The following is a 21,429-nucleotide window of genomic DNA, read 5'->3' on the forward strand; positions in this document are numbered from 1 at the left end:
TCCTTAAGGAGGTGCTAAAATGAGAAAGAGGATGCTCAAGACGGCTGTCCTTTCAATGGGAGCTATAGCTCTCATGTCAGTGCCTGCCAAGGCACAGCAGGTAATCAAGATTGACGGCTCTTCCACCGTCTATCCCATAACGGAGGGCGTGGCAGAGGAGTTCCAGAAGGCTAAGAAGGGTGCGGTAAAGGTCACTGTGGGTATCTCCGGAACAGGTGGTGGCTTCAAGAAGTTCTGCAGAGCTGAAACAGACATATCCAACGCCTCAAGGCCCATCCTTGCAAAGGAGATGGAGGAGTGCAGGAAGAACGGCGTTCAGTATATTGAGCTCCCAGTGGCCTACGACGGTCTTGCCGTGGTGGTAAACCCCAGAAACAACTGGGCAACATGCATGACGGTGGAACAGCTGAAGGAAATCTGGAAGCCCGAGTCTCAGGGCAAAAAGTTCATGTGGTCAGACCTTGACCCCAAATGGCCCAGAGAAGAGATAAAGCTCTGCGGTCCTGGCTCTGACTCTGGAACCTTTGACTACTTTACGGAGGCAATAGTGGGTAAAGCAAAGGCTTCAAGGGGTGATTACCTTGCCTCCGAAGATGACAATGTGCTGGTGCAGTTTGCCCAGAGGGAAAGGGGAGCCATATGCTACTTTGGACTTGCCTATGTGGAAGAGAACAAGGGTAAGGTGAAGGCAATTCAGATTAAGAACCCCAAGACGGGTCAGTGTGTGGCACCCACTTATGATACAGTTCAGAAGGGTACCTATCAGCCCCTTTCTAGGCCTCTCTTCATATACGTGAACGCAAAGGCAGTTCAGGAAAGACCTGAAGTCAGAGAGTTTGTGGAGTTCTATCTTAAAAATGCTGGAAAGATATCCAAGCAAGTGGGCTACATAGCACTACCCGACAGAGCTTATAAACTTGCCGAGGAAAGGTTCAACAAGAGAGTGCTTGGCACCGTCTTTGGCGGTGAGCCCGAGGTGGGTTTGACAATAGATGAGCTCCTCAAGAGGGAAGCCAAGCAATGACCCTTTCTCTTGGTGCAAAAAAGGCAATAGACATCGCCCTGTATGCCTTCCTTATGGTGATGGGGGCGGTGTCGGTCTTTGTAACCTTTGCCATAGTATGGGTTCTCGTTGGAGACACGATAAAGTTCTTCACCCACCCCGAAGGGGGTGGCTTCCCCACCTCCCTTATAAGGTTTTTTACGGAAACACAGTGGACGCCCACCTTTTACAACAAACAGATAGGCATATGGCCGCTTGTCAATGGCACCTTTTTGATAGCTCTTATATCCATGATAGTGGCTGTTCCCCTTGGAATAGCGGTTGCAGTTTATTTGAGTGAGTATGCAAGCTGGAAGGTGAGAGAAACAGTAAAGCCTTGGCTTGATTTTCTTGAGGCTGTTCCTACAGTTGTTTATGGCTACTTTGCCCTCCTGCTGGTTACACCTGTTCTTCAGAAATTCTTTTCCCTCTTTGGTATAGCCATGGAAGGTATGAACGCCCTGTCTCCTGGAGTAGTCATAGGAATAATGATACTTCCCTACACCGCCTCCATGATAGAGGATTCTTTCAAAGGAGTCCCCCAGTATCTCAGGGAGGCATCTTATTCACTTGGGGCTTCGAAGCTCAGGACTGCCCTTCTTGTAGTCCTTCCCGCTGCAAAGTCAGGGGTGCTTTCAGCATATCTTCTTGGCTTTTCAAGGGCAATAGGTGAAACTATGGTGGTGGCTGTGGCCGCTGGCATGTATCCCCAGATTACTGCCAATCCCCTCCAGCCCATACAGACCATAACTGGATACATCGTTCAAGTGGCCCTTGGAGACCTGCCCTTTGGCTCCTTTGAGTATCTTTCCATATTTGCTGCGGGTTTTACACTCTTTGCTATTACGCTCCTTCTAAATTCCATAGCGGTTTATCTGAAATCTAAAGCAGTGGGGTATTAAGATGGAACAGAGTATTGAAGTCAAAGGAGAGCTGGAAACGAGGCTGAAGGATTTTGATATAGAAGCCTACATAAAGGGTGTAAGGAAAAGAGACAGAATTTTTGAAGCTGTGGGTATGATAGCCACTTTTCTTGTGCTTCTTTTTCTGTTTGCAATAGCCGTAGACCTCCTAATTGATGGATGGGTGAGGATAAAGGACCCAGGTTTCTACACCTCTTACCCCTCAAGGTTTCCCGAGCAGGCAGGCATACTTTCCTCCTGGGTAGGAACGGTCTATGTGATGCTCGGAGCCATATTCTGGGCTGTGGTGCTTGGAATTCCTGCAGGCATATACCTTGAAGAGTATGGTGGTAAGGGGAAGATAGCAAGAATAATAGAGGCAAACATTTCTAATCTTGCTGCTGTTCCATCTATAGTGTACGGTCTTTTAGCTCTTGGCGTGTTTGTTTACAGGTTTGAGTTTGGTGAGAGTGTCCTGACAGCAGGGCTTACCCTTGGGCTTCTGATGCTTCCGGTTGTTGTGGTTGCTACAAGAGAATCCATAAGGAGGATACCCAGGTCCATTAGGGAGGCCGCCTATGCCCTTGGAGCCACAAGGTGGGAAACCCTTTTCCATCACATACTACCCTACTCGCTTGGAGGAATATTCACCGGTCTCATAATCGCAGCTTCAAGGGCAATCGGGGAAACCGCACCTCTTATAACCATAGGAGCTCTCACCTTTATAGCCTTCCTACCTCCAGCGCCTTGGGAGGACTTTTTGGGTATGCTCAAGTCCCCCTTTACAGTTCTTCCCATACAGATGTACAACTGGGTTTCAAGGCCTCAGGAGGCCTTTCATACAAACGCGGCAGCGGCTGGCTTTATACTTCTAGTTATAGCCCTTCTTATGAACTCCATCGCCTTCTATCTGAGGTTTAAAGTAAGGAGGAAATACCAATGGTAAACCCTGCTAAAATGTTAGAAGAGAGGAAAGTGGTGCAGAGCACTGGTCCAATCAATGTAAAACTTGAAGTAAGGAATTTTAACTTCCATTATGGGAACTTTCACGCCCTGAAGAACATAAACTTTCCCATTCACGAGAAAAGGGTAACCGCCATAATAGGCCCCTCTGGCTGTGGAAAGACCACTCTTCTGAGAGCCTTCAACCGCATGCACGACCTCTATCCCGGTGCCCGCTACCAGGGGGAGATAGTTATGTATCCAGACGGTATAAACCTTATAGATGGAAAAACAGACCCCCTCAGGGTGCGCATGCGCATAGGCATGGTCTTCCAGAAACCCAACCCCTTCCCAAAAAGCATATACGAAAATGTGGCATATGGGCTGAAAATAAGGGGTATAAAGAACAAAAAGCTTCTGGACGAGGCAGTAGAAAAGGCCCTTGTGGGTGCAGCCCTCTGGGACGAGGTAAAGGATAGGCTCCATGTGAACGCCTACTCCCTTTCCGGTGGTCAGCAGCAGAGGCTGTGCATTGCAAGGGCAATAGCTGTAGAGCCTGAGGTGCTTCTCTTTGACGAGCCTACCTCTGCCCTTGACCCCATATCTACCGCCAAGATAGAGGACCTCATAGTGGAGCTAAAGCACAGGATTACCATAGTAATCGTTACCCATAACATGCAACAGGCGGCAAGGATATCGGATTACACCGCCTTCATGTATCTTGGAGAGCTTGTAGAGTTTGGACCCACGGAGAAGATATTCACAAAGCCCGAGAAGAAGCTCACAGAAGACTACATCACAGGAAGGTTTGGATAAAATATCTCTGTGTTCCACTACCGCAGGCGTGTGCAGTTCTACGAGACTGATGCTCAGGGTATAGTGCATCACTCTAACTACTTCAGATACTTTGAGGAGGCAAGGGGGGAGCTCCTCCGCTCCTTAGGATACCCATACTCACAACTCAGAAAAGATGGCTTTGAGGTAGTGCTCATATCTGCCAGCTGTGAGTTTTTAAAGCCACTTTATTATGATGAGGAGTTTACGATTGAGTTGAGCCTTTCTCACATAGACCGCTTTACCTTTTCCTTCCAGTATCTTCTCAGGTCTTCAGAGCTTCTGAGAGCCAGAGGAAACACGAAGCACTGCGTCGTAAAAGAAGGCAGAATAGTGTCCATACCATCGGAGGTAAAGGAGAGACTTATCCAATCTTTTTCAGGTCTCTGTAGGCATTCAGAAAACCAGAGATGATGCCTATAAAAAAGAAAAAGAGCATTCCAAAGGGAAAGATTCTGAGCCCAAAAAGCCCTTCCATCAGCCACCGGTCAAAGGCATATCCCACCAACAGCCCTGCTATTATGCCACCCAGCAGGTTAAAGCCTACCGTCAGGGCAAGAAAGTCTTTACCCTTCATCTCTTAAAAGTATACAGTGCAGGCAAAACAAACAGGGCTGTAAGAAAGGAGGAGACAACTCCCCCCAGCATGGGCAGAGCTATGCGGGATATGACCTCCGCGCCCGTTCCCTGAAGGTAAACCGCTGGCACAAGCCCGGCTACCACCGTAAGCATGGTCATGCTCTTGGGTCTTATCCTCTTGACGGCACCCTCGTATACGGCCTCTTCAAAACTCTTCTCCCCACGCCGTTCGAGGGCTTTCATTATGTAAACAACCATCACTATACCCATCTCTGCGGCGATACCAAGAAGGGCAAGAAAGCCTGCTATTGACGCTATGGAAAGTTTGTAGTCAAAGAGCCACATAAGGAAGAAGCCTCCAAAAAGGGAAGAGGGCAGAGTAAATAGGACAAGCAGAGTTTCAAAGAGCCTCCCAAGGCTCAGATACACGAGAAGGACTATGGTAAGGAGCACGAGGGGAACTATAACCCTCAGGTCTTCCATAGCTCTCTTCCAGTATTCAAACTGACCGCTCCACTCATAAAAATAGCCCGATGGCAAGTTTATACCCTCCTTTATCCTTTTTTCTCCCTCTTCCAATATCCTTCCTAGGTCGGCGCCCGGCTCAGGGGTTATGTAAACATAGGCAACCAGCATACCGTTCTCTGACTTTATCTCGGCAGGGCTTTCTAACCTCTTTATCTCTGCTACCGCACTGAGGGGGACCAGCCTGTCTCCAAGGGGCAGCATGAGCCTCTCAAGGTCTTCTCTGTAATCTCTTGGAATTCCTAAGGTTATGGAATACCTTTCTCTGTCGCTTAGGTAAACGGAGACTGGACTGTTGGCAAGAAGGGTTTCCACCGCAGAGGCTATGTCCTCAAGGTTCAGTCCGTAGAGCAACAGCCTGTCCCTGTCTGGCTTTATCTCAAGGTATGTGGCACCCCCTACTCTCTCTGCGTAAAGGCTCATCACACCCTCTATACCCTGAAGGACCCTTTCAAACTCAAGCACAAGCCTTGAGAGCTCTTCTACATCTCTGCCGTAAACCTTTATGCCAAGGGGAGTCCTTATGCCAGTGGTAATCATGTCTATCCTTCCCTTTATGGGCATAGTCCAGCTGTTTACAAGCCCCGGAAGCTGAAGGGCTCTGTCCAGCTCTGCGATTAGCCTTTCGTAGGTCATACCTTCCCTCCACTGGCTCTCAGGCTTTAGCACTATGGTAGTTTCTATCATGGAGAGGGGTGCGGGGTCTGTGGGGGTGTTTGCCCTTCCTGCCTTTCCAAAGACGCTTTCTACCTCAGGAAAGCTCTTTATGATTCTGTCCTGAAGGGTTATGAGCCTCTGGGCTTCCTGAATGGAAATACCCGGGGCTGTGATGGGCATGTAAAGGAGCGTGCCTTCCCTCAGGTCTGGCATAAACTCCCTTCCAAGGTTTCTGTAGAGAAGGTATGTGAGGGGTATGGAAAGAAGGGCAAACGCGAGGAAAAGATATCTGAGCCTCAGAGAAAGGTAAAAGAGGGGGGAGTAGAGGCTTATAAGTCCCTTTACGATGGGGTTTTTCTCCTCGGGAAGTTGTCTTCCCCTTCCAAGGTAGTAGAGAAGGGAGGGAAAGAGAAGGATACTGAGAAGGGACGCCACCAGCATGGCGAAGGTTTTGGTAAGCACAAGGGGTTCAAAAAGTCTTCCTGCCTGTCCCTTGAGGGCAAGCATGGGAACGAAGGACACTGCCACCACAAGAAGGGCAAAGAATATGGGCTTTCCCACCTCGGAGACAGACTCCACTATGGCAGTCTCTATATCCTTTCCCTCCTCCCTTTTCCTTGAAAAGGCTTCCACCAGCACAATGCCCGCATCCACCATAGTTCCTATGGCTATGGCTATGCCACCAAGGGACATGATGTTGGAGTTTATGCCAAGGTGGTTCATGAGAATAAAGGTGCCAAACAGAGAAAGCAGGAGAAATACAACGATAGAAAGGCTAAGAGTCAGGCTGAGCAAGAATATGCCCACAACCACCACAACCACCACAGACTCTTCCAGCAATACCCTCCACAGGTGCCTTATTGCCCTCTCTATAAGGTCAGACCTGTCGTATACGGGCACAATTTTCACATCCTCAGGCAGTCCTGCCCTGACCTCTTCCAGCTTCCTCTTTACCTCCCTTATGGTCTTGTAGGCGTCCGCACCGTATCGCATCACCACTATTCCCCCCACCGTGTTTCCAAGACCGTTAAGGTCTGCGGTGCCCATCCTCAGAGCTGGAGTTTCCACCACCTTACCTATGTCACCCACCCTTATGGGTATTCCTCTCACATCTTTTACAACCGCCTTTTCTATATCCTCTTTGCTCCCCACATAACCTCTTAGCCTTACCGTAAACTCTCTGCCACCAAACTCCACATACTTTCCACCCGCTTCTATGTTTGAGCCTTTTACTGCTCTGGCGACCTCCTCAAGGGAGACCCCGTAAAGGGAGAGAAGCTCAGGCTTTAACACCACCCTGTATTCTTTTTCAAAGCCCCCCACACTTGCCACTTCCGCCACATCAGGCACAGACAGCAGGGCATACCTTATGTAAAAGTTCTGAAAGCTCCAGAGCTCATCAAGGCTTCTCCTCTCCGAATAGAGGGCATACTGATAGACCCAGCCAAGTCCCGTGGCGTCGGGACCTATCTCCACCCTTGCCTGCTGGGGCAGTTGGCTTCTTATGGAGGAGAGCTTTTCCAGAACCCTTGAGCGTGCCCAGTAGAGGTCAGTCCCATCCTCAAATATCACATACACCAGAGAATAGTTGGGCATGGAGTAGCCCCTTACCGCCTTTACTCTGGGAAGTCCCAGCATGGCAGAGCTGAGGGGGTATGTGAGCTGGTTTTCTATAACCTGAGGAGCCTGCCCCATCCACTCAGAGTATAGGATAACCTGTGTGTCTGTGAGGTCTGGGAGAGCGTCTATGGGAGTTTTTCTCAAAGATTCAAGACCATAAAGCACAAGAAAAGCCATGAGGATAAGGGTTATAAACCTGTATCTCAGAAGAAATTCGGTCAATGCCTTCACTTAAACACCCCCCATCTCACCCTTTAATCAGATACTTTATGAAAGCCATTATGCCGAGGATAAGAAAGAGGAGCACAAGGATATAAATAAGCCCCATACCCCAGCCCATTCCATGCATATCCCACATCCACATCATATCAATCACCTCCTTTTAATGAACATGCCCCATATCAAGGTGCTCAAGAAAGACCTTGTCTATTTCCTTAAGCTGATATACCCTGTCCTTTGCGGACTTTGGGCTTTTTGCAAACTCCTGAGCGTCAAGCCTGCTTCTGAAAGGAACAAGGTCGTAGCCCATGGGTCCTTCTTTTATGGAAACATAGAAGGCTTTTGTGCCGTCTATCCACCTACCGCTTTTAAAATCCTTCACCCATAGCTCAGCCACCTTTTCTCTGTTCTCAAGGTAATACTTGAGAATGTGCTTTGGAGACTCTGCATATTTGTATGAGCCATCCTTTAGTTTTACCTGAGCTGTGAGCCTTGGTTCCATGTTCACATCCATACCGCAAACAACGCACCTTTCACCCCTTGGTGGCTCCTTTGGCTGTGAAAAGGCAAACAGGACTATGAATAATGTTGAAAGGATAAGAATAAGGGCTTTCATAGTTCCACCTCCTACTTTAGAAACTCTTCCATGCGTCTCTTCATATCAGGGTTATTCTCGAAGACCTTTCTCATGGTTTCCCTGTGCTGGAGCATCATCTTCATCATCCTTTCCATAGAGCTTGGGCTTTTCATCATCATTTCCATCATCTGCTCACTGCATCTATGCATGTGTTCCATCATCATCCTCTGCATCTCAGGGTCATCCATCATATGCATCATCATACCCTGTGAGCTCCTGTAATCACCTGAGCCTTGCGTATGAGCCTCTCGGGTGTAAGGGCTTGGAACGGACATGACCAGAAGAATCGATGACATAACAAGTTTTCTCATGATACTACCTCCTTTCAACTATTTGATAGCTTTCCTCGTAGCTTCCATAGGCGCTCTTCTTTCCGTGGCTTGAAGCCACACCCCTTATACTCCTGTCCTTTATAACCCTTCTTACACCTTCTGGAAGCACATGCCCTTCTATGAACCTTCCTTCGTAGACCATGGTATGGCACGACCTGAGCTGTGGAGGTACGCCAAGCTGGCTCTTTATCTCCATAAGCCTTTCTGGGCTCACTTCAACCCTCTTTACATTAAACCCATCCCTTTCCAGCCTTGAGAAATACTTACTACAACACCCACAGCTGGGGCTGTAATAAGCAGTTAGCTCACCAGCGAGTGCCTGAAAGGCAAGCAGGCTTAGTAAAAAGGCAAGAGTTTTCATCCTTTCACCTCCTTTCTTTCATAAAGCCATCCGACCAAGGGTGGTAGCCAGCAAAGATTTGCTGCTATAGTTTCAAGTGCCACATAGAGGTTAGTAGTGGGGCTGAAGCTTACGAACCTCACCACTAAGAGCCCGAGAGGAACAAAGAGCACAACCCCGAGGCTTGTCAGCATCACAGGGTTTTTTATGTAGTCCCTAAGGGCAACCTTAAGGCTTTTACTCCTTCTGAGGAGAAATAGAAAGCCTGATATGTTCGCCCCTATCTGGTCGCTAAGGGCATAGAAATAAGGAATATAAAAGCCTTCCACACCGTATACGTTAACTCCGAGCAGGCGTGAGAAAAGGTCAACGACCCACGGGAAGACCATACCCATAAGCTTTCCCCATCCATAGGCTTCCGCCATAGAAACTTCCGCCCCAACCAGTCTGCTCTTAAGGGCGTAGATGCCTTCAAAGAGGCTTTCACCTTCCCCAGAGAGCGTTCTTACAGCCCATTCCCCAAAAGGATTCTGTTTTATGTCAAGACCATCAAGAAAGACTCCGAGAGAAAGCCCGAGTATGTATCCAGTTAATGTAAACTTAAGGAGCTCTGAAAACTCTTCTCTTTCCATGCTCAGCGTCTCCTATAATTTTTTTCATGGACCTTCTTCTCTACTTTCTTGGGCTTATTGTCTTCAGCCTTGCTCTGCTCTACCTTCTTCACCTCTATGGTAGATTTATGAGCAGAAGGTAGCTCAATGATGATGTTCATGACCCTTCACCTCCTGTCCATAGACGCCTCTGAGCTGTGCCTCTGAGTCCAGAAGGAATGTTCCCCTGACCACTACCCTCTCCCCTTCTCTGAGACCCTCAAGCACCTCATAGTATCCTTCTGCTCTTCTTCCAACCCTTACCCTTCTTGGCTCGTATAGCCCTGGCTCTTTTTCCACAAAGACTATCTGCCTTTTTCCTGTATCCACCACCGCTGACTCCGGCACTGCAAGAGCCTCCCCCAGAGGTCTTTCAAAGTAAACCTCCACGAGCTGGTTTATCTTCAGACCTTTCCCCGGCAGGTCTATTCTAACTCTTACAGTCCTTGCATCCCTGTTAGCCTCCGGGAATATGTAGTCAACTCTGCCCGAGACCGACTCTCCTCCCACCGGGCTCACCAAAACCTTCATCCCCCTTTTCACACTTCCTGCATACTCCTGTGGCACTTCTGCGATTACCCACACCCTTGATATGTCCGCAATCCTGTAAGCAACATCTCCAGCCTTCAGAAAACCTCCGGGAGAAACCCTTCTCTCAAGCACAACCCCCGAGTATGGGGAAGTGACCACATCACCGGCTTTGAGGTAAGAGAGCCTTTCAAGCACCAGCTTCTCAAGCTCTTTTCTTCCCATATCCCTTGCGAGCCTGAGCTCCGCCTGTGCTATTTCCCCTTCCGGGCTCATTATCCTCATAAGTGGGGTGCCCTTGTTTATCAGCTCTCCCTCAAACCTGCCAAAGGTATCAAGCACCCATCCATCAGACCTCACAGTAATCTCGTAGGTTCTTGAAAGGTCATAGGAAACGTATCCAACGGTGCTAAAGCTCTGCAGGAGCTCAACCCTTTTTACCTCCTCCGTCTGCACTCCAAGAAGCTGGAGCTTTTCCGGGCTTACGCTGATTCCCTCTTCTCTCTTCTGCTCGCCCTGCCCTGGGGTAAAGGGAATGGATATGTCCCTTTTGAGAATCTTCCCTTCAACCTGTGCGATTACCTGCCACGAGCCCGCCATGCTTATGTCCACAGTGCCCTCGTATCTTCCACTTTTCAACTCTTTAAGCCCTGCATCCTCCCTCATCTCCCCCATCCCGGGCATGGGAGGCATGTAAAAGTAGAGGCTCTGAAGCCTCTTTTCTGGCTTTATCTCCACAAAGACAGTATTCTTCCCCACCCTCAGGCTTCCATCCCTCGTATAAAGCTTCAGCACTACACCCTCTCCTTCAAGGCTTAAAGTCAGGAGGTATCCCTTAGGCGCTATATCTTCTGCCTTCTTAGACTTCCAGGAAAGATAGAGAAAGAAAGCCGTAAGACTTGCAATCAGGACAGAAATGCCCAAAAAGAGCCATCTCTTCATAGATACACCTCCGCCCTTACTTTTATTCTTTTCCTCTCAAGCTCAAGCTCAAGAAGGTTCATCCTGAGTTCCCACAGCTCCCTGTAGAGCCTCAGTATGTCCCTGAAGTCTGCCTTTCCAAAGGTGTATGCAATCTGGAGAGCCTTGAGCTCATTTTCCTTTTCCTCCACCAGCCTTTGGGTGAGATTTCTTAAACCTTCTACCCTCACTTCCTCCACTTTGAGAGCCTGAATTTCCTTTCTTAGCTGAAGCCTTAGCCTTTCACGCTCCAATTCCTTAGCCCTGAGCTCCTCCAGTTTTTCAAGCACCATGAGTTCTTCCCTTACAGACCTTCTGAGTGGAAGGCTGACGCTTACTCTGAGGCTAAACATGTTTTCAAGCCCGGGTCTTATCATATACTCCGCCATAAACTCTGCATCCGGCAGATACTCCACCCTTCGTCTTTCCACCTCAGCCTTGAGCTTTTCTATCTCTTCGGACACCACCTTTAAGTAAGGGCTTTTTTCCGCATTTAAAGCCTCCAGGTCAACTTCCTGAATTGCTGGCTCTTCCCCTCTCAGTTCAAAGCTCTTTCCCACAAGGCTGTCCAATTCAACCTTTAGAATTCTTCGGTCTTCAAGAAGGTTTCTCATGTCCCTCTCAACCTTCAGAGCCTCAGCCTTCAGGGAAAGAAGTTCAGAAAGGTTTGCTCTACCGAGCCTGTAGTTTTCCTCTGTGAGCTTTTCAAGAGACCTTATCTCGGAGAGTATGTTTCTATAGAGCTCTTCTCTTTTGTAGGTGTAAAGCCACTCAAGGTATCTTAGCTTTATCTCTCTTATAAGTTCCCTTTTTGCCACCTCCTCCTGAAGCCGGAAAATCTCACCCTCTACCCTTGCAGTAAGGGCTTCCCTTTCTCTTTTTGTCGGAAGCACATACATCTGGCTAAAGCCTACAGAAAGACTGCTCATACTCTCATACTTGCTTGGGTATGGTCTGTTGAGAGGAAGGTTGTTGAGACCAAGGTATGCTGAGGGATTTGGAAGGCTTTTTGAATATCTTTCTCTGTATTCAGCAGATTTTTTCATATGCTGGTAGGTTTTGAGAGCCGGTGAATTGTCAAGGGCGTATTTTATGAGCACTTCAAGCTCCCCTGCGCCTGAAAAGGAAAAGATAAAGAGAATGAGTATCATTAAGTGCATGTGACTATTATAGGCTTCAGAGCTTTTTATTTCAAGGCTTTTATTTCACTTTATTTTTGTATACAAAAAGCCAAACTTTACCGTTAATTTTATCCTCTCTTATGACACATATATGGCTGGTGCCTTCCCTGTAGCACTCATAAACCTCCCCCTTTTGTCTGTTTATGTAATAGACCCTGTCCTCAAGGTGGTTTTCCTCACGAAACTCTTCAAGGCTCAGGACCTTAAGCTCAAACTGTGCGTTCCTGTATCCGTAAACGAGCCCCAGGATGAAGGCTATGGACTTATCACTTCTTGTTTCTATCCTCTGCATTCTTATATCTTCTTCTTCCTCCTGAGGTAGGCAGGTATATCCTCAATCTCCGGCTGGACTGGTTCTATGGTTGTTTCCGGAACTGCCTTTTTCAGAGGCTCCTTGAATTCTGGCTTTTTGACCACCTTCAGCTGCCCAAGACTCTGGGCATTTTCAAAGTCCGTGGCAACCACAGCCACTCTCATGAAGTTCTCCCTGCTGTTTTCAAGCATGGCACCAAAGATTATCAGGGCATCTTCGTGGGCAGTCTCCCTTATCCTGCCTATAGTTTCCTCAACTTCTCTGAAGGGCACATCCTCGCTCACCCAGAGGGTCACAAGCAATCTCCTTGCTCCCTGTATGCTGTTGCCCTCAAGGAGTGGGCTGCTAATTGCCTGTTCAATGGCATAGTCCCTTCTTCCGTCTCCCTTGCCCTCACCTATTCCTATAAGGGCAAGCCCTCCCTTTTCCATCACCGTCTTTACGTCCGCAAAGTCCACGTTTATAAGGGCTGGAGTGACCACTATGCTGGTAATTCCCATAACCGCCTTTGCAAGCACATCGTCCACCATCTTGAAGGCATCCTTTATGCTGAAGTTTCTGTCTGCCATCTCCACCAGCTTCTGGTTGTTGACCACTATGTAAGTGTCCACCACATCTCTGAGTTTTTCCAGCCCCTCGCTTGCTACCTGCATTCTTTTTGGTCCTTCAAAGTTGAAAGGCTTAGTAACCACAGATACGGTGAGTATGCCCATATCCTTTGCTATCTCCGCTATTATGGGTGCTGCACCGGTTCCGGTTCCTCCGCCAAGTCCACTGGCTATGAAGAGCATGTCGGTGTTTCTCAAAACCTCCCTTATCTTGTCCGCATCCTCAAGGGCTGCCTGCTCTCCCACCTCAGGCTTTGCACCCGCTCCCAGACCTTTCGTGACCTTCTCTCCTATCTGTATCTTGTTGGGAACTGAGAGGGACGCAAGATGCTGGACATCGGTGTTTATCACAAAAAGCTCTACACCCTCAATACCCTCAAGATACATCCTGTTTACTGCGTTGGAGCCACCACCTCCGACTCCAAATACCTTTATCCTCGTGGGGTTCAGACCTTCCATATCCTTCCTCCTTAGTTCACATTATATCCTTAAAAAAAGACTTGAACCTCGTTATAAGACTTGAAAGGTTAAAGGTATTTTCTGAAACTTTTTCTTTTCCCTTCTGTGATACTCCCCTTTTTTCCAGGGTTAGCTCTCTGTAGGCCAGTTTAACAAGCCCCACAGCTGTAGCATAGGCTGGGTCCTGAACCTTTTCTTTGAGCCCTATTACACCCATGGGGTAGCCCATCCTTACTGGAAGGTCAAAGTATCTCTCAAGAAATTCCCTCATACCGGCCAGCTTTGCAGACCCGCCCGTTATAACCACACCTGCATGGAGCGAGTCCAGGTTCACCCCCTGAGCGTTCAGGTAGTCCGCCACCTTTTCCATGATTTCCTCAAGCCTTATCTGTATAACTTCAGCGAGCTGTTTTCTGCCAACGGTCACTTCCTTCTCTTCACCCCTGGGTTTTATCTTTATCCTCTCTGTCTCGTTTACCGCATCCGCCAGTGCGTAACCATTCTCTATCTTTATCCTCTCTGCCTGTTCCACGTTTATTTTCATAAAATGGGCTATATCCTTAGTTATGTTAATCCCTCCCATGGGAACACATCCCGTGACCAGTATGGAACCTTCAGAGAAAACCACAAAGTTTGTAAGTCCGGCACCCATGTCCATCATAAGCACCCCCTCTTCCTTCTCCTCGTAGGTAAGCACTGCCTCTGCAGAGGCAAGAGGAGAAAGAAACTTCCCGGCTATGTCCATGCCTGCGTTCATGACCACCTTCTCCGTGTTCTTGAGAAGGCTTGCTCCTATCTTTACCACATGCACCTCTGCAGACATCTTTGACCCAAGAAGTCCAACGGGGTCTATTACACCCTCCTGCTCGTCCAGCACGAACCTTCTGGGTATGGCGCTCAGTATTTCATAACCCTCTTCCCTTGAGCGCATGATGGCTCTGTCTATCAGCCTTTCTATGTGAGTGTAGTCTATCTCTACTGGCTGGGAGGATATGCTTACCGTATCCCTCTCATTCTGACTTTTTAGAGTTGGACCGGAGATGCCAAGCACAACCGTTGAGAGCTTTACACCAGACATTTCCTGAGCCTCTTTCATAGCACTAAGGACTGAGTTTACTGCAAGGTCAAGACGCGTAACATAACCCCTGTCTATACCCTTTGAGGGGCTCTCCCCTATGCCTATGACATGAACATCACCGTAGCTATCTATCTCACCCACAAGGGCTACCACCTTACTGGTGCCTATGTCAAGGGCTGTTATTAGCTTCATTTTACCTTTTCACCTCTTATTATCGCTAAACCCTCCATGTTTACATCTAACTCCTTTGTGTTCATATCAATATTATAAACTTTAAAGACATTCACCACATTCTCCACAACCCCTCTATCCAGGAGAAAGAGTGGGGGCATGGTTATCTTCAACCCGTCCCAGGTATAGGCTACAGTATTCAGATTTGTAACATAGATTTCTCCCAGCTTATTTCCCATTAAATCAACAAGTGTTTTTAAATTATTAAAGTTCCTTTTTATAAATTCAACATCATGGGTATATGCCACTGGCCTGACGATTTTTATGTATTGTGATTGAAATACTGTTCCATTTTTGTCAAAGAAATATACAACATCATTCTTAATTACGGCGATTACTGGCTTTTTCTCTTCAATAAATATCTTTAATTCTACACCCTTACTACTAAAGACTCTATCTATCTTGACGCTGTTAACAGAGTTCCTGGTTCTGGCGTTTAGATTGTTTAAAAGAGCGGCACTGTTTATGAATAACCAGTTATTTTTGAATTTTTTTACCTCATCGGCAACAACCTCAGGAGGTATGGTTTCAATACCTTCTACGTAAAGAGCTTTAATCTTGAAAAAGTCTATGTTATCCGTAAAGTAGGGAACAAAGAATCCAGAAAGACCCATTGAGAAGAGCCAGAGCGCTGAAAGAATATAACCCAGCCATCTTCCCCGTCTCCCATCCTTTTTCATGATTAAAATAATAACATATCTATCAACTCTCTAAAATCAAGTCCTGCCTTTTTGCAAGCCATGGGGAAAAGACTCAGTTCTGTCAGACCCGGTAGGGTGTTTACCTCCAGAAGGTAGAGCCTGTTGTCTTCGCTTATCCTGAAATCGACCCTTGAAAGGTCTTTGAGTTCAAGTAATCTGTGGGCAAGAAGTGCAGTTTCCTGAAGTCTTTCAGCAAGGTCTCTATCCTCCACGAAAAGGTATTCTGTCATGCCTTTAGTATACTTACTTTCATAGTCGTATATTCCCCTCTTTGGCCTTATTTCCACCGGCGGCAGTGCTTTTTCTTTCAGAATCCCCACGGTTACATCTCTGCCCTCTATATACTCTTCCACCATGACCTTTTTTGAAAGTTCAAGACACTTTTTTATAGCCTCTCTCGCCTCAACTTCATCCCTCACGAGGAAAAGTCCAAAGCTTGAGCCCTGGTCAGCAGGCTTTACGATTGCAGGGTATATATGCCATCTGAGCTCTTCCTCTTCGGACCTTATGCAGACCCAGCGTGGCACTCTGATACCATGAAAGGAGAGCACCTTTTTTGTAATATCCTTGTCCATGGCTATACTGCTTCCGAGAACTCCAGAGCCCACGTAGGGAATTCCAAGTATGTCAAGAAGCCCCTGAACCCTACCATCCTCCCCGTAGGGACCGTGAAGGGCAATAAAAACCTTGTCAGGCTTTATATTCTTCAGTCTCTCGCAGAGGTCGTCAGTCAGGTCCAGGGGTATAGCCTCGTGCCCCAGCTCCTGAAGGGCTCTGAGCACCGCCTGACCGCTTTTTAGAGAAATCTCACGCTCTGCAGACCTTCCTCCCATAAGCACTACCACTTTCAACGAGCCTTACCTCCTCCTCAAGGTTTATACCAAACTCTTCAAAGACCCTTCTTTTGGCCTCTTCTATTATTCTAACCACCTCCTCGTAGTTCCCTCCGCCCAAGTTTACAAGAAAGTTGGCGTGAAGCTCTGAGAAGGCAATGCTTCCAACCCTGAAGCCCTTCATACCTACCTTTTCTAAAAGCCTTCCCGCATAATCGCCCGGAGGATTTTTGAAGGTGGACCCGCTCGTTAGCATGTTTATGGGCTGTGTCCGTTTTCTTCTCTCTCTTATAAGCTCATACTCTTTTCTCACATCTGCCCTGCTGAGTGGCACCCTGAAGCTGGCAAGAAACACCATACCAAGCTCCGGAAAGGGAGAGCCTCTGTAAGTAAAATTTAGCTCCTCCTTCTTTGCCCTGTGAACCCTCCCCTCCCAGTCCATAAAGCTCACCTCCACAAGGTGCGCGCTTATATCATAACCAAAGGCTCCCGCGTTCATAGCTACCGCGCCCCCAACCGTCGCAGGAAAGCCCCCAAGCCTGTAAAAACCCTCAAGATTTTCCCTCAGGGAAAGGTTTACAAGCTCCGAAAGAGGCACCCCCGCCTGAGCTTCTATGTAAAGGCTATCGCCTTCCCCTTTTACCCTCAGAGCCTTGAAACTCCTCATGCCTATAACGAGACCATCAAAATCTCCAAATATGGTGTTAGCACCCCTGCCGAGGATAAAGACTTCAAGACCTTTATCCTGTGCAAAAAAAAGTAAGTATCTTAAATCCTCTTCTCTGTCTGGCTGGGCGAAGTATTTTGCCTTACCGCCAACTCCTATGGTAGTATAGGATGAAAGCCCAACCCTTTCTCTTATCAACATGCTTAAAGCATTATCCAGTATACAAAGCCTGCAGTCAAGGGCACTGTGAAGTTGTCGTCAATCCCTACAGGCAGAGCCTCAACAACTGCAGAAAGAAAAGAGACTACGAGAGCCTTCCACATCTCCACAAAGGGCAGAAGCACCAGAAAACTTGAAAGGAAAAAGGCAAGCGTCCCCTCAAGGCTTCTCTCTCCAATCCTCCTTCTTCCATACCTAATCCCCACTATGCTGGCAAAAGCATCCCCCACTGCAAGAACCACCACAGAGACTATGGCAGGCTCTCTTCCAAAGAGGATGAAAACCAGGAATATGCCCAGGTTTGCCCACAGAGCCTGAATGCCTGGCTTTGATAGGTTTTTCTCCCTTTCAAGCCTGTAAACAAGCTGGTAGTATAGCCTGAACCTGTCTTTCCAGGCCTTCATCACAGTAAGAAGGTTGACCCCCAATACGCCAAGGAACAGCAAAAAGCTTAGCCATGCGGGAAAAAAGCCCAGCGGAACCAACCATAAAAGCAGGGCAAAAAGGTGAAAAACCTTTCTTCTTGTTTCCAAATCCTCTATAATTTCCCCTATGTTCATCTACGAGCTCACAAACCCTGAGGTTATTTTAATACACCTTCACGGCTTTGCCAGCAACGTAAAGGGTAGCAAGCTGGAGGTCCTGAGAGAAAGGAGCCTTCAGGGTAGATTTTCCCTATTTGCCATGGATATGGACTACCAGACCACTACCACCAGCAGAGTCCTTGAGGTGCTTGATGTCCTTGTGCAGGGCTTTTCCCGGAAATTTTCCACTGTATGGCTCTCGGGAAGTTCACACGGTGGTTATGTGTCCCTCAACTATCTCAGGTTCTACAGACCAGAAAAGGTGAGCAAGGTCTTTCTCTTTGCCCCCTCTTACTCAACCCTCGGGCTTACCGTAAGGGAAGTAGGGGAGGAAAAGTGCAGAAGCTGGCTTGAAGGCAAGGAGGATTTAAGTTTTGAGGAATGTGAAACGGGACTTGAAATAACCATAAACAGGGAGTTTGCTGTAGACATAATTCAGAAGGGCTATGAGATAATCAGGGATGGTGAGGTGGATTTTCCTTCAGAACTTCCCTACGAGATTTATGTCTTTCATGGCAGACAGGACAGTATGGTTCCGGTGGAACACTCAAGGCTATTTACCAGAAAGGTTAAAGTCAAGGAGTTTCTTGAGCTTGAGGATGACCACAGGCTAAGTAGCACTTTCGGGTCTCTGGTGAAGAAATTTATGTAAGCCATATCTTTGATAAAGGTCATAGCAAGTCTGGACAAAACTATCATATTCTAATTGAACAATGTTAAGGAGGTGTTAAGATGTTTGAATACAGCGAGAAGGTGCTTGACCATTTTCTAAACCCACGGAATGTGGGTGTGCTTGAGGATGCCAATGCCATAGGTCAGTGTGGCAATCCAGCCTGTGGTGATGCCATGCTTTTCACCCTCAAGGTAAACCCTGAGAACGATGTTATAGAGGACGTGAGGTTCAAGACCTTTGGCTGCGGCTCAGCCATAGCGGTCTCCTCACAGCTGACAGAGATGATAAAGGGCAAGCCACTCACCTACGCCCTTAACCTGACCTACAAGGACATATTTGACGAGCTTGGTGGCCTCCCTCCACAAAAGATACACTGCACAAACCTGGGGCTTGAGACACTGCACGTTGCCATAAAGGACTACCTCCTCAAGCAGGGCAGAATTGAAGAAGCCATGAGGATACCTGACTGCTACGAGGAGGAAGAGGAAGAAAGCAGAGAGTTTGAATTTCTTTCCACATGAAAGTAAGGGCTGTTGCTCTTTTTTCTGGAGGGCTGGACAGCAGTTTAGCGGTCCGCCTCCTTCAGGACCAAGGCATTGAGGTTAAGGCCCTTCACTTCTACACTGGCTTTTGCATCACAGAGCACAAGAGACGCCTTGGCCTGAAGAGAGAAGACGGGTCGCAGTATGTCAACCCTGCACTCAGGGCAGCAGCCCAGCTTCATGTTCCCATTGAAATGGTGGATGTGTCGCAGGAATACTTTGATGTGATTCTCAACCCAAAGTATGGCTACGGAAAAAATGTAAACCCCTGCGTGGACTGCCGCATATTCATGCTCAGGAAGACAAAAGAAATAATGGAGAAAGAGGACTACCACTTTGTGGTCACCGGCGAGGTGCTGGGACAGAGGCCCATGAGCCAGACCTTTGAAAGGCTCATGCTCATAGAGAAGGAAGCCGGGCTTGAGGGCTACATCCTCAGACCCCTCTCTGCAAAGCTCCTTCCTGAGACCATACCCGAAAGGTTAGGCTGGGTTGACAGGGAAAGACTGCTCGGCATCAGCGGAAGAGGAAGAAAAAAACAGATAGCCCTTGCCAAGAAATACAGTCTTGAATACCAGCAGCCAGCTGGAGGCTGTTGTTATCTTACAGATGAAAACTACGCCTACAGGTTTCGCGAAGCCTTTGAGATGGAAGGCACCATTACCAGAGATGACCTTGTGCTTTTTTCTGTGGGGAGGCACTTCAGGCTACCCTCGGGTGCAAGGCTTATAACTGCAAGGAACGAGGGGGAAGTCAGGTTTCTCATGGGCTTCAGAAACCGCTACAGCCACGCCTACAGAAAGGACCTGAAGGGCACCTTTGCCCTCATAAAGGGGGAGCTCAGGGATGAGGAGAAAAAGCTGGTGGCAGATATTGTGGCAAGATATTCAAAAAATGAACCTTGTGAAGTGGTTATAAACTTCAATTCTAAGGAGGAAACCCTCCGGGGAAAACCAGCCCAGGAAGAAATTGTGGAATCTCTTAAAATATATAACAGACAGGGAGCAAAGCATGGGAATTGAAAACATAGAACCGGACGTGGTTCATGATGTGGTGGGGACCTTCTGTCCAGTCCCCGTTGCGGAGACTGCAAAGGTCATAAAGACCATGCAGGTTGGTCAGGTGCTTGAGCTTGTGGCAGATGACCCGGGTGTGGTGGAAGACATACCTGCATGGTGCAAGGCTACAGGTCAGGAGTTTCTCGGGCTTTATGAGGAAGATGGCGAGTATCATCTCTTTGTGAAAAAGGTAAAGGAAACATGAAGGAAAGAATCACGTTGGACACCAACCTTATGGAGCTTCTCAAAAACTTTCCCCAGGCAAGGGAAATCCTCATGAGGTATGGCTATCGCACCCTTGAGGAGGAGGATATTGAGGATGTGGTGGCTGATAAGCTGACCCTTAAGGGTTTTTGCAGATTGATGGACCTGGATGATGAAGCTCAGGGAAATCTCTGGCAGGAGATACAAGATTTATACAGACAGCTGGAGGATTAATCATGAAGGAGAATGAGCTAAGAGAGGTGGAAGAGATACTGGAAAGAATAAGACCAGCCCTTAAGGAGCACCACGGAGACCTAAAGGTGGTAGACATAAGGGAAGGTGAGGTTTACCTTCAGTTTGAGGGCGGCTGCACCGACTGTCCAATAGCGGACGTAAGCGTGAAAAACGTGGTGGACATGGCAATAAAGGGTAATCTCAGCTGGGTCAAAAAGGTGGAAATTCTTCAACCCAAGTATCAGATTGGATGACCCTTGATGGAAGGACGCAGGTACATGGTATACTGGGCTACCCCGTAAAGCACTCCCTTTCTCCAGTCTTTCAGAACAGAGCCTTTGAGCACTTTTCAATCAATGCTGTTTATGTCCCCTTTGAGGTAAAACCTGAAGACTTTGAGCCTGCCCTGAGTGGTCTAAAAGCCCTTGGCATAAGAGGTGTCAACATCACACTCCCCCACAAGGAAAGAGCCCTTGAGCTTGCAGACTTCAAAGACAGGCATGCTGAAGCCATAGGCTCTGCCAACACTTTGAAGGTTACAGAGGAGGGAATATACGCCTACAACACCGACTGGATAGGATTTCTGAAGTCTGTCAGAAAATTGACTCCCGAGCTCTCTGGAATAAAAGCCCTCGTGCTGGGTGCTGGGGGTTCTGCGAGGGCAATAGTTTATGCTCTCAGGGCTGAAGGGGCGGAGGTTTTCCTGTGGAACAGGACAAGGGAGAGAGCAGAAAGTCTCTGCGAGCACTTTGGATGCAGGGTTGTAGAGAGCGTGGAAAGGGTGCTTGAGGAAGTAGAGCTTATTGTAAATACCACCTCCTCTGGTCTCAGAGGCGACGACCCTCCCATCTTTGATTACGGTCTTCTCAGACCGGAGCACAGAGTGATGGACATAATATACAGTCAGACGCCCCTTCTGAAGGCTGCCATGGAAAAGGGCTGTCCCTTTCAGGACGGACTTGACATGCTTCTCTATCAGGGCATGGAAAGCTTTAAAATATGGACCGGGCTGGAAGTGCCCTACGAGGTGGTCAGAAAAGCTGTTGAGGAATACAGAGGGTAATATAATTAAAAACA

The 21,429-nt window shown here is 47.9% G+C and carries 27 protein-coding genes; 12 read left to right on the forward strand and 15 right to left on the reverse strand.

What is annotated here, in order from left to right:
• Positions 1-19: 19 nt before the first annotated feature.
• The 5 genes from WHS43_02225 to WHS43_02245 are packed head-to-tail and all read left to right on the forward strand — an operon-like array spanning position 20 to position 4,134.
• On the forward strand, positions 20-1,024 hold the full coding sequence (locus tag WHS43_02225) for a PstS family phosphate ABC transporter substrate-binding protein (protein MEJ5338453.1): 1,005 nt from the start codon (positions 20-22) through the stop codon (positions 1,022-1,024).
• Positions 1,021-1,944, forward strand: a complete 924-nt coding sequence (gene pstC / locus WHS43_02230) for a phosphate ABC transporter permease subunit PstC (protein ID MEJ5338454.1) — start codon at positions 1,021-1,023, stop codon at positions 1,942-1,944. Before WHS43_02225 ends, pstC begins: the two co-directional genes overlap by 4 nt.
• Before the next feature lies 1 nt (position 1,945).
• Positions 1,946-2,890 carry a phosphate ABC transporter permease PstA gene (pstA, locus tag WHS43_02235; protein ID MEJ5338455.1) on the forward strand — a complete coding sequence of 315 codons (945 nt, stop codon included), beginning with the start codon at positions 1,946-1,948 and terminating at the stop codon, positions 2,888-2,890.
• An 11-nt stretch (positions 2,891-2,901) separates the two neighbouring features.
• Complete coding sequence (gene pstB, locus WHS43_02240) at positions 2,902-3,702, forward strand: phosphate ABC transporter ATP-binding protein PstB (protein MEJ5338456.1); 801 nt, start codon at positions 2,902-2,904, stop codon at positions 3,700-3,702.
• Positions 3,703-3,711: 9 nt separating this feature from the next.
• Entirely contained in the window at positions 3,712-4,134 is a 423-nt protein-coding gene (locus WHS43_02245) for a thioesterase family protein (GenBank protein MEJ5338457.1), read from the forward strand.
• On the opposite strand, the gene WHS43_02250 is transcribed toward WHS43_02245, so the two are convergent.
• The 15 genes from WHS43_02250 to WHS43_02320 form a co-directional block, all read right to left on the reverse strand.
• Positions 4,085-4,297, reverse strand: coding sequence for an AtpZ/AtpI family protein (locus WHS43_02250; GenBank protein ID MEJ5338458.1), 213 nt, complete (start codon positions 4,295-4,297; stop codon positions 4,085-4,087). The genes WHS43_02245 and WHS43_02250 overlap by 50 nt on opposite strands.
• Positions 4,294-7,332 carry a CusA/CzcA family heavy metal efflux RND transporter gene (locus tag WHS43_02255; protein MEJ5338459.1) on the reverse strand — a complete coding sequence of 1,013 codons (3,039 nt, stop codon included), beginning with the start codon at positions 7,330-7,332 and terminating at the stop codon, positions 4,294-4,296. The genes WHS43_02250 and WHS43_02255 overlap by 4 nt, the downstream gene beginning before the upstream one ends.
• A 151-nt stretch (positions 7,333-7,483) precedes the next feature.
• Entirely contained in the window at positions 7,484-7,936 is a 453-nt protein-coding gene (locus tag WHS43_02260; protein MEJ5338460.1) for a nitrous oxide reductase accessory protein NosL, read from the reverse strand.
• Positions 7,937-7,947: 11 nt separating this feature from the next.
• Entirely contained in the window at positions 7,948-8,268 is a 321-nt protein-coding gene (locus tag WHS43_02265) for a hypothetical protein (GenBank protein MEJ5338461.1), read from the reverse strand.
• Positions 8,269-8,272: 4 nt separating this feature from the next.
• On the reverse strand, positions 8,273-8,650 hold the full coding sequence (locus WHS43_02270) for a DUF411 domain-containing protein (GenBank protein ID MEJ5338462.1): 378 nt from the start codon (positions 8,648-8,650) through the stop codon (positions 8,273-8,275).
• Positions 8,647-9,261 (reverse strand): hypothetical protein, encoded by a 615-nt coding sequence (locus WHS43_02275; protein MEJ5338463.1) that lies wholly within the window; start codon positions 9,259-9,261, stop codon positions 8,647-8,649. The genes WHS43_02270 and WHS43_02275 overlap by 4 nt, the downstream gene beginning before the upstream one ends.
• A 123-nt stretch (positions 9,262-9,384) precedes the next feature.
• Positions 9,385-10,749, reverse strand: a complete 1,365-nt coding sequence (locus WHS43_02280; GenBank protein ID MEJ5338464.1) for an efflux RND transporter periplasmic adaptor subunit — start codon at positions 10,747-10,749, stop codon at positions 9,385-9,387.
• Complete coding sequence (locus WHS43_02285; protein MEJ5338465.1) at positions 10,746-11,927, reverse strand: TolC family protein; 1,182 nt, start codon at positions 11,925-11,927, stop codon at positions 10,746-10,748. The genes WHS43_02280 and WHS43_02285 overlap by 4 nt, the downstream gene beginning before the upstream one ends.
• 40 nt (positions 11,928-11,967) lie before the next feature.
• Positions 11,968-12,240, reverse strand: coding sequence for a hypothetical protein (locus WHS43_02290; GenBank protein MEJ5338466.1), 273 nt, complete (start codon positions 12,238-12,240; stop codon positions 11,968-11,970).
• 2 nt (positions 12,241-12,242) lie between these two features.
• Positions 12,243-13,328, reverse strand: a complete 1,086-nt coding sequence (gene ftsZ, locus WHS43_02295; GenBank protein MEJ5338467.1) for a cell division protein FtsZ — start codon at positions 13,326-13,328, stop codon at positions 12,243-12,245.
• A gap of 16 nt (positions 13,329-13,344) precedes the next feature.
• Complete coding sequence (gene ftsA / locus WHS43_02300; GenBank protein ID MEJ5338468.1) at positions 13,345-14,598, reverse strand: cell division protein FtsA; 1,254 nt, start codon at positions 14,596-14,598, stop codon at positions 13,345-13,347.
• Complete coding sequence (locus tag WHS43_02305) at positions 14,595-15,317, reverse strand: hypothetical protein (protein MEJ5338469.1); 723 nt, start codon at positions 15,315-15,317, stop codon at positions 14,595-14,597. The genes ftsA and WHS43_02305 overlap by 4 nt, the downstream gene beginning before the upstream one ends.
• Before the next feature lie 2 nt (positions 15,318-15,319).
• The gene (locus WHS43_02310) at positions 15,320-16,183 is read right to left on the reverse strand and encodes a D-alanine--D-alanine ligase (GenBank protein MEJ5338470.1); all 864 of its coding nucleotides are present in this window, start codon (positions 16,181-16,183) and stop codon (positions 15,320-15,322) included.
• On the reverse strand, positions 16,146-17,039 hold the full coding sequence (gene murB, locus WHS43_02315) for a UDP-N-acetylmuramate dehydrogenase (GenBank protein ID MEJ5338471.1): 894 nt from the start codon (positions 17,037-17,039) through the stop codon (positions 16,146-16,148). The genes WHS43_02310 and murB overlap by 38 nt, the downstream gene beginning before the upstream one ends.
• Before the next feature lie 2 nt (positions 17,040-17,041).
• Positions 17,042-17,617 (reverse strand): diacylglycerol/polyprenol kinase family protein, encoded by a 576-nt coding sequence (locus tag WHS43_02320; GenBank protein MEJ5338472.1) that lies wholly within the window; start codon positions 17,615-17,617, stop codon positions 17,042-17,044.
• Here WHS43_02320 and WHS43_02325 point away from each other — a divergent pair.
• From WHS43_02325 to aroE, 7 genes are all read left to right on the forward strand, one after another.
• Positions 17,610-18,293, forward strand: coding sequence for a YqiA/YcfP family alpha/beta fold hydrolase (locus WHS43_02325; protein ID MEJ5338473.1), 684 nt, complete (start codon positions 17,610-17,612; stop codon positions 18,291-18,293). The two genes, WHS43_02320 and WHS43_02325, sit on opposite strands and share 8 nt — an antisense overlap.
• 80 nt (positions 18,294-18,373) lie before the next feature.
• On the forward strand, positions 18,374-18,835 hold the full coding sequence (locus WHS43_02330; protein ID MEJ5338474.1) for an iron-sulfur cluster assembly scaffold protein: 462 nt from the start codon (positions 18,374-18,376) through the stop codon (positions 18,833-18,835).
• Positions 18,832-19,878 carry a hypothetical protein gene (locus WHS43_02335; protein MEJ5338475.1) on the forward strand — a complete coding sequence of 349 codons (1,047 nt, stop codon included), beginning with the start codon at positions 18,832-18,834 and terminating at the stop codon, positions 19,876-19,878. Before WHS43_02330 ends, WHS43_02335 begins: the two co-directional genes overlap by 4 nt.
• Entirely contained in the window at positions 19,868-20,119 is a 252-nt protein-coding gene (locus WHS43_02340; protein ID MEJ5338476.1) for a sulfurtransferase TusA family protein, read from the forward strand. The genes WHS43_02335 and WHS43_02340 overlap by 11 nt, the downstream gene beginning before the upstream one ends.
• Positions 20,116-20,352 (forward strand): DUF1858 domain-containing protein, encoded by a 237-nt coding sequence (locus WHS43_02345; GenBank protein MEJ5338477.1) that lies wholly within the window; start codon positions 20,116-20,118, stop codon positions 20,350-20,352. Before WHS43_02340 ends, WHS43_02345 begins: the two co-directional genes overlap by 4 nt.
• 2 nt (positions 20,353-20,354) lie before the next feature.
• Positions 20,355-20,606 carry a NifU family protein gene (locus WHS43_02350; protein MEJ5338478.1) on the forward strand — a complete coding sequence of 84 codons (252 nt, stop codon included), beginning with the start codon at positions 20,355-20,357 and terminating at the stop codon, positions 20,604-20,606.
• Positions 20,603-21,415 (forward strand): shikimate dehydrogenase, encoded by an 813-nt coding sequence (gene aroE / locus WHS43_02355; GenBank protein MEJ5338479.1) that lies wholly within the window; start codon positions 20,603-20,605, stop codon positions 21,413-21,415. The genes WHS43_02350 and aroE overlap by 4 nt, the downstream gene beginning before the upstream one ends.
• The last annotated feature ends 14 nt before the right edge of the window (positions 21,416-21,429 follow it).

It is taken from the genome of Aquificaceae bacterium (assembly GCA_037481935.1).
GTDB lineage: Bacteria > Aquificota > Aquificia > Aquificales > Aquificaceae > Pampinifervens.

What these genes read in the sequence shown, in the direction of transcription:
- WHS43_02225 (MEJ5338453.1), top strand. Translation starts at nt 20, where the DNA reads ATGAGAAAGAGGATGCTCAAGACGGCTGTCCTTTCAATGGGAGCTATA.
- pstC (MEJ5338454.1), top strand. Translation starts at nt 1,021, where the DNA reads ATGACCCTTTCTCTTGGTGCAAAAAAGGCAATAGACATCGCCCTGTAT.
- pstA (MEJ5338455.1), top strand. Translation starts at nt 1,946, where the DNA reads ATGGAACAGAGTATTGAAGTCAAAGGAGAGCTGGAAACGAGGCTGAAG.
- pstB (MEJ5338456.1), top strand. Translation starts at nt 2,902, where the DNA reads ATGTTAGAAGAGAGGAAAGTGGTGCAGAGCACTGGTCCAATCAATGTA.
- WHS43_02250 (MEJ5338458.1), bottom strand. Translation starts at nt 4,297, where the DNA reads ATGAAGGGTAAAGACTTTCTTGCCCTGACGGTAGGCTTTAACCTGCTG.
- WHS43_02260 (MEJ5338460.1), bottom strand. Translation starts at nt 7,936, where the DNA reads ATGAAAGCCCTTATTCTTATCCTTTCAACATTATTCATAGTCCTGTTT.
- WHS43_02265 (MEJ5338461.1), bottom strand. Translation starts at nt 8,268, where the DNA reads ATGAGAAAACTTGTTATGTCATCGATTCTTCTGGTCATGTCCGTTCCA.
- WHS43_02270 (MEJ5338462.1), bottom strand. Translation starts at nt 8,650, where the DNA reads ATGAAAACTCTTGCCTTTTTACTAAGCCTGCTTGCCTTTCAGGCACTC.
- WHS43_02275 (MEJ5338463.1), bottom strand. Translation starts at nt 9,261, where the DNA reads ATGGAAAGAGAAGAGTTTTCAGAGCTCCTTAAGTTTACATTAACTGGA.
- WHS43_02280 (MEJ5338464.1), bottom strand. Translation starts at nt 10,749, where the DNA reads ATGAAGAGATGGCTCTTTTTGGGCATTTCTGTCCTGATTGCAAGTCTT.
- WHS43_02285 (MEJ5338465.1), bottom strand. Translation starts at nt 11,927, where the DNA reads ATGCACTTAATGATACTCATTCTCTTTATCTTTTCCTTTTCAGGCGCA.
- WHS43_02290 (MEJ5338466.1), bottom strand. Translation starts at nt 12,240, where the DNA reads ATGCAGAGGATAGAAACAAGAAGTGATAAGTCCATAGCCTTCATCCTG.
- ftsZ (MEJ5338467.1), bottom strand. Translation starts at nt 13,328, where the DNA reads ATGGAAGGTCTGAACCCCACGAGGATAAAGGTATTTGGAGTCGGAGGT.
- ftsA (MEJ5338468.1), bottom strand. Translation starts at nt 14,598, where the DNA reads ATGAAGCTAATAACAGCCCTTGACATAGGCACCAGTAAGGTGGTAGCC.
- WHS43_02305 (MEJ5338469.1), bottom strand. Translation starts at nt 15,317, where the DNA reads ATGAAAAAGGATGGGAGACGGGGAAGATGGCTGGGTTATATTCTTTCA.
- murB (MEJ5338471.1), bottom strand. Translation starts at nt 17,039, where the DNA reads ATGTTGATAAGAGAAAGGGTTGGGCTTTCATCCTATACTACCATAGGA.
- WHS43_02325 (MEJ5338473.1), top strand. Translation starts at nt 17,610, where the DNA reads ATGTTCATCTACGAGCTCACAAACCCTGAGGTTATTTTAATACACCTT.
- WHS43_02320 (MEJ5338472.1), bottom strand. Translation starts at nt 17,617, where the DNA reads ATGAACATAGGGGAAATTATAGAGGATTTGGAAACAAGAAGAAAGGTT.
- WHS43_02330 (MEJ5338474.1), top strand. Translation starts at nt 18,374, where the DNA reads ATGTTTGAATACAGCGAGAAGGTGCTTGACCATTTTCTAAACCCACGG.
- WHS43_02335 (MEJ5338475.1), top strand. Translation starts at nt 18,832, where the DNA reads ATGAAAGTAAGGGCTGTTGCTCTTTTTTCTGGAGGGCTGGACAGCAGT.
- WHS43_02340 (MEJ5338476.1), top strand. Translation starts at nt 19,868, where the DNA reads ATGGGAATTGAAAACATAGAACCGGACGTGGTTCATGATGTGGTGGGG.
- WHS43_02345 (MEJ5338477.1), top strand. Translation starts at nt 20,116, where the DNA reads ATGAAGGAAAGAATCACGTTGGACACCAACCTTATGGAGCTTCTCAAA.
- WHS43_02350 (MEJ5338478.1), top strand. Translation starts at nt 20,355, where the DNA reads ATGAAGGAGAATGAGCTAAGAGAGGTGGAAGAGATACTGGAAAGAATA.
- aroE (MEJ5338479.1), top strand. Translation starts at nt 20,603, where the DNA reads ATGACCCTTGATGGAAGGACGCAGGTACATGGTATACTGGGCTACCCC.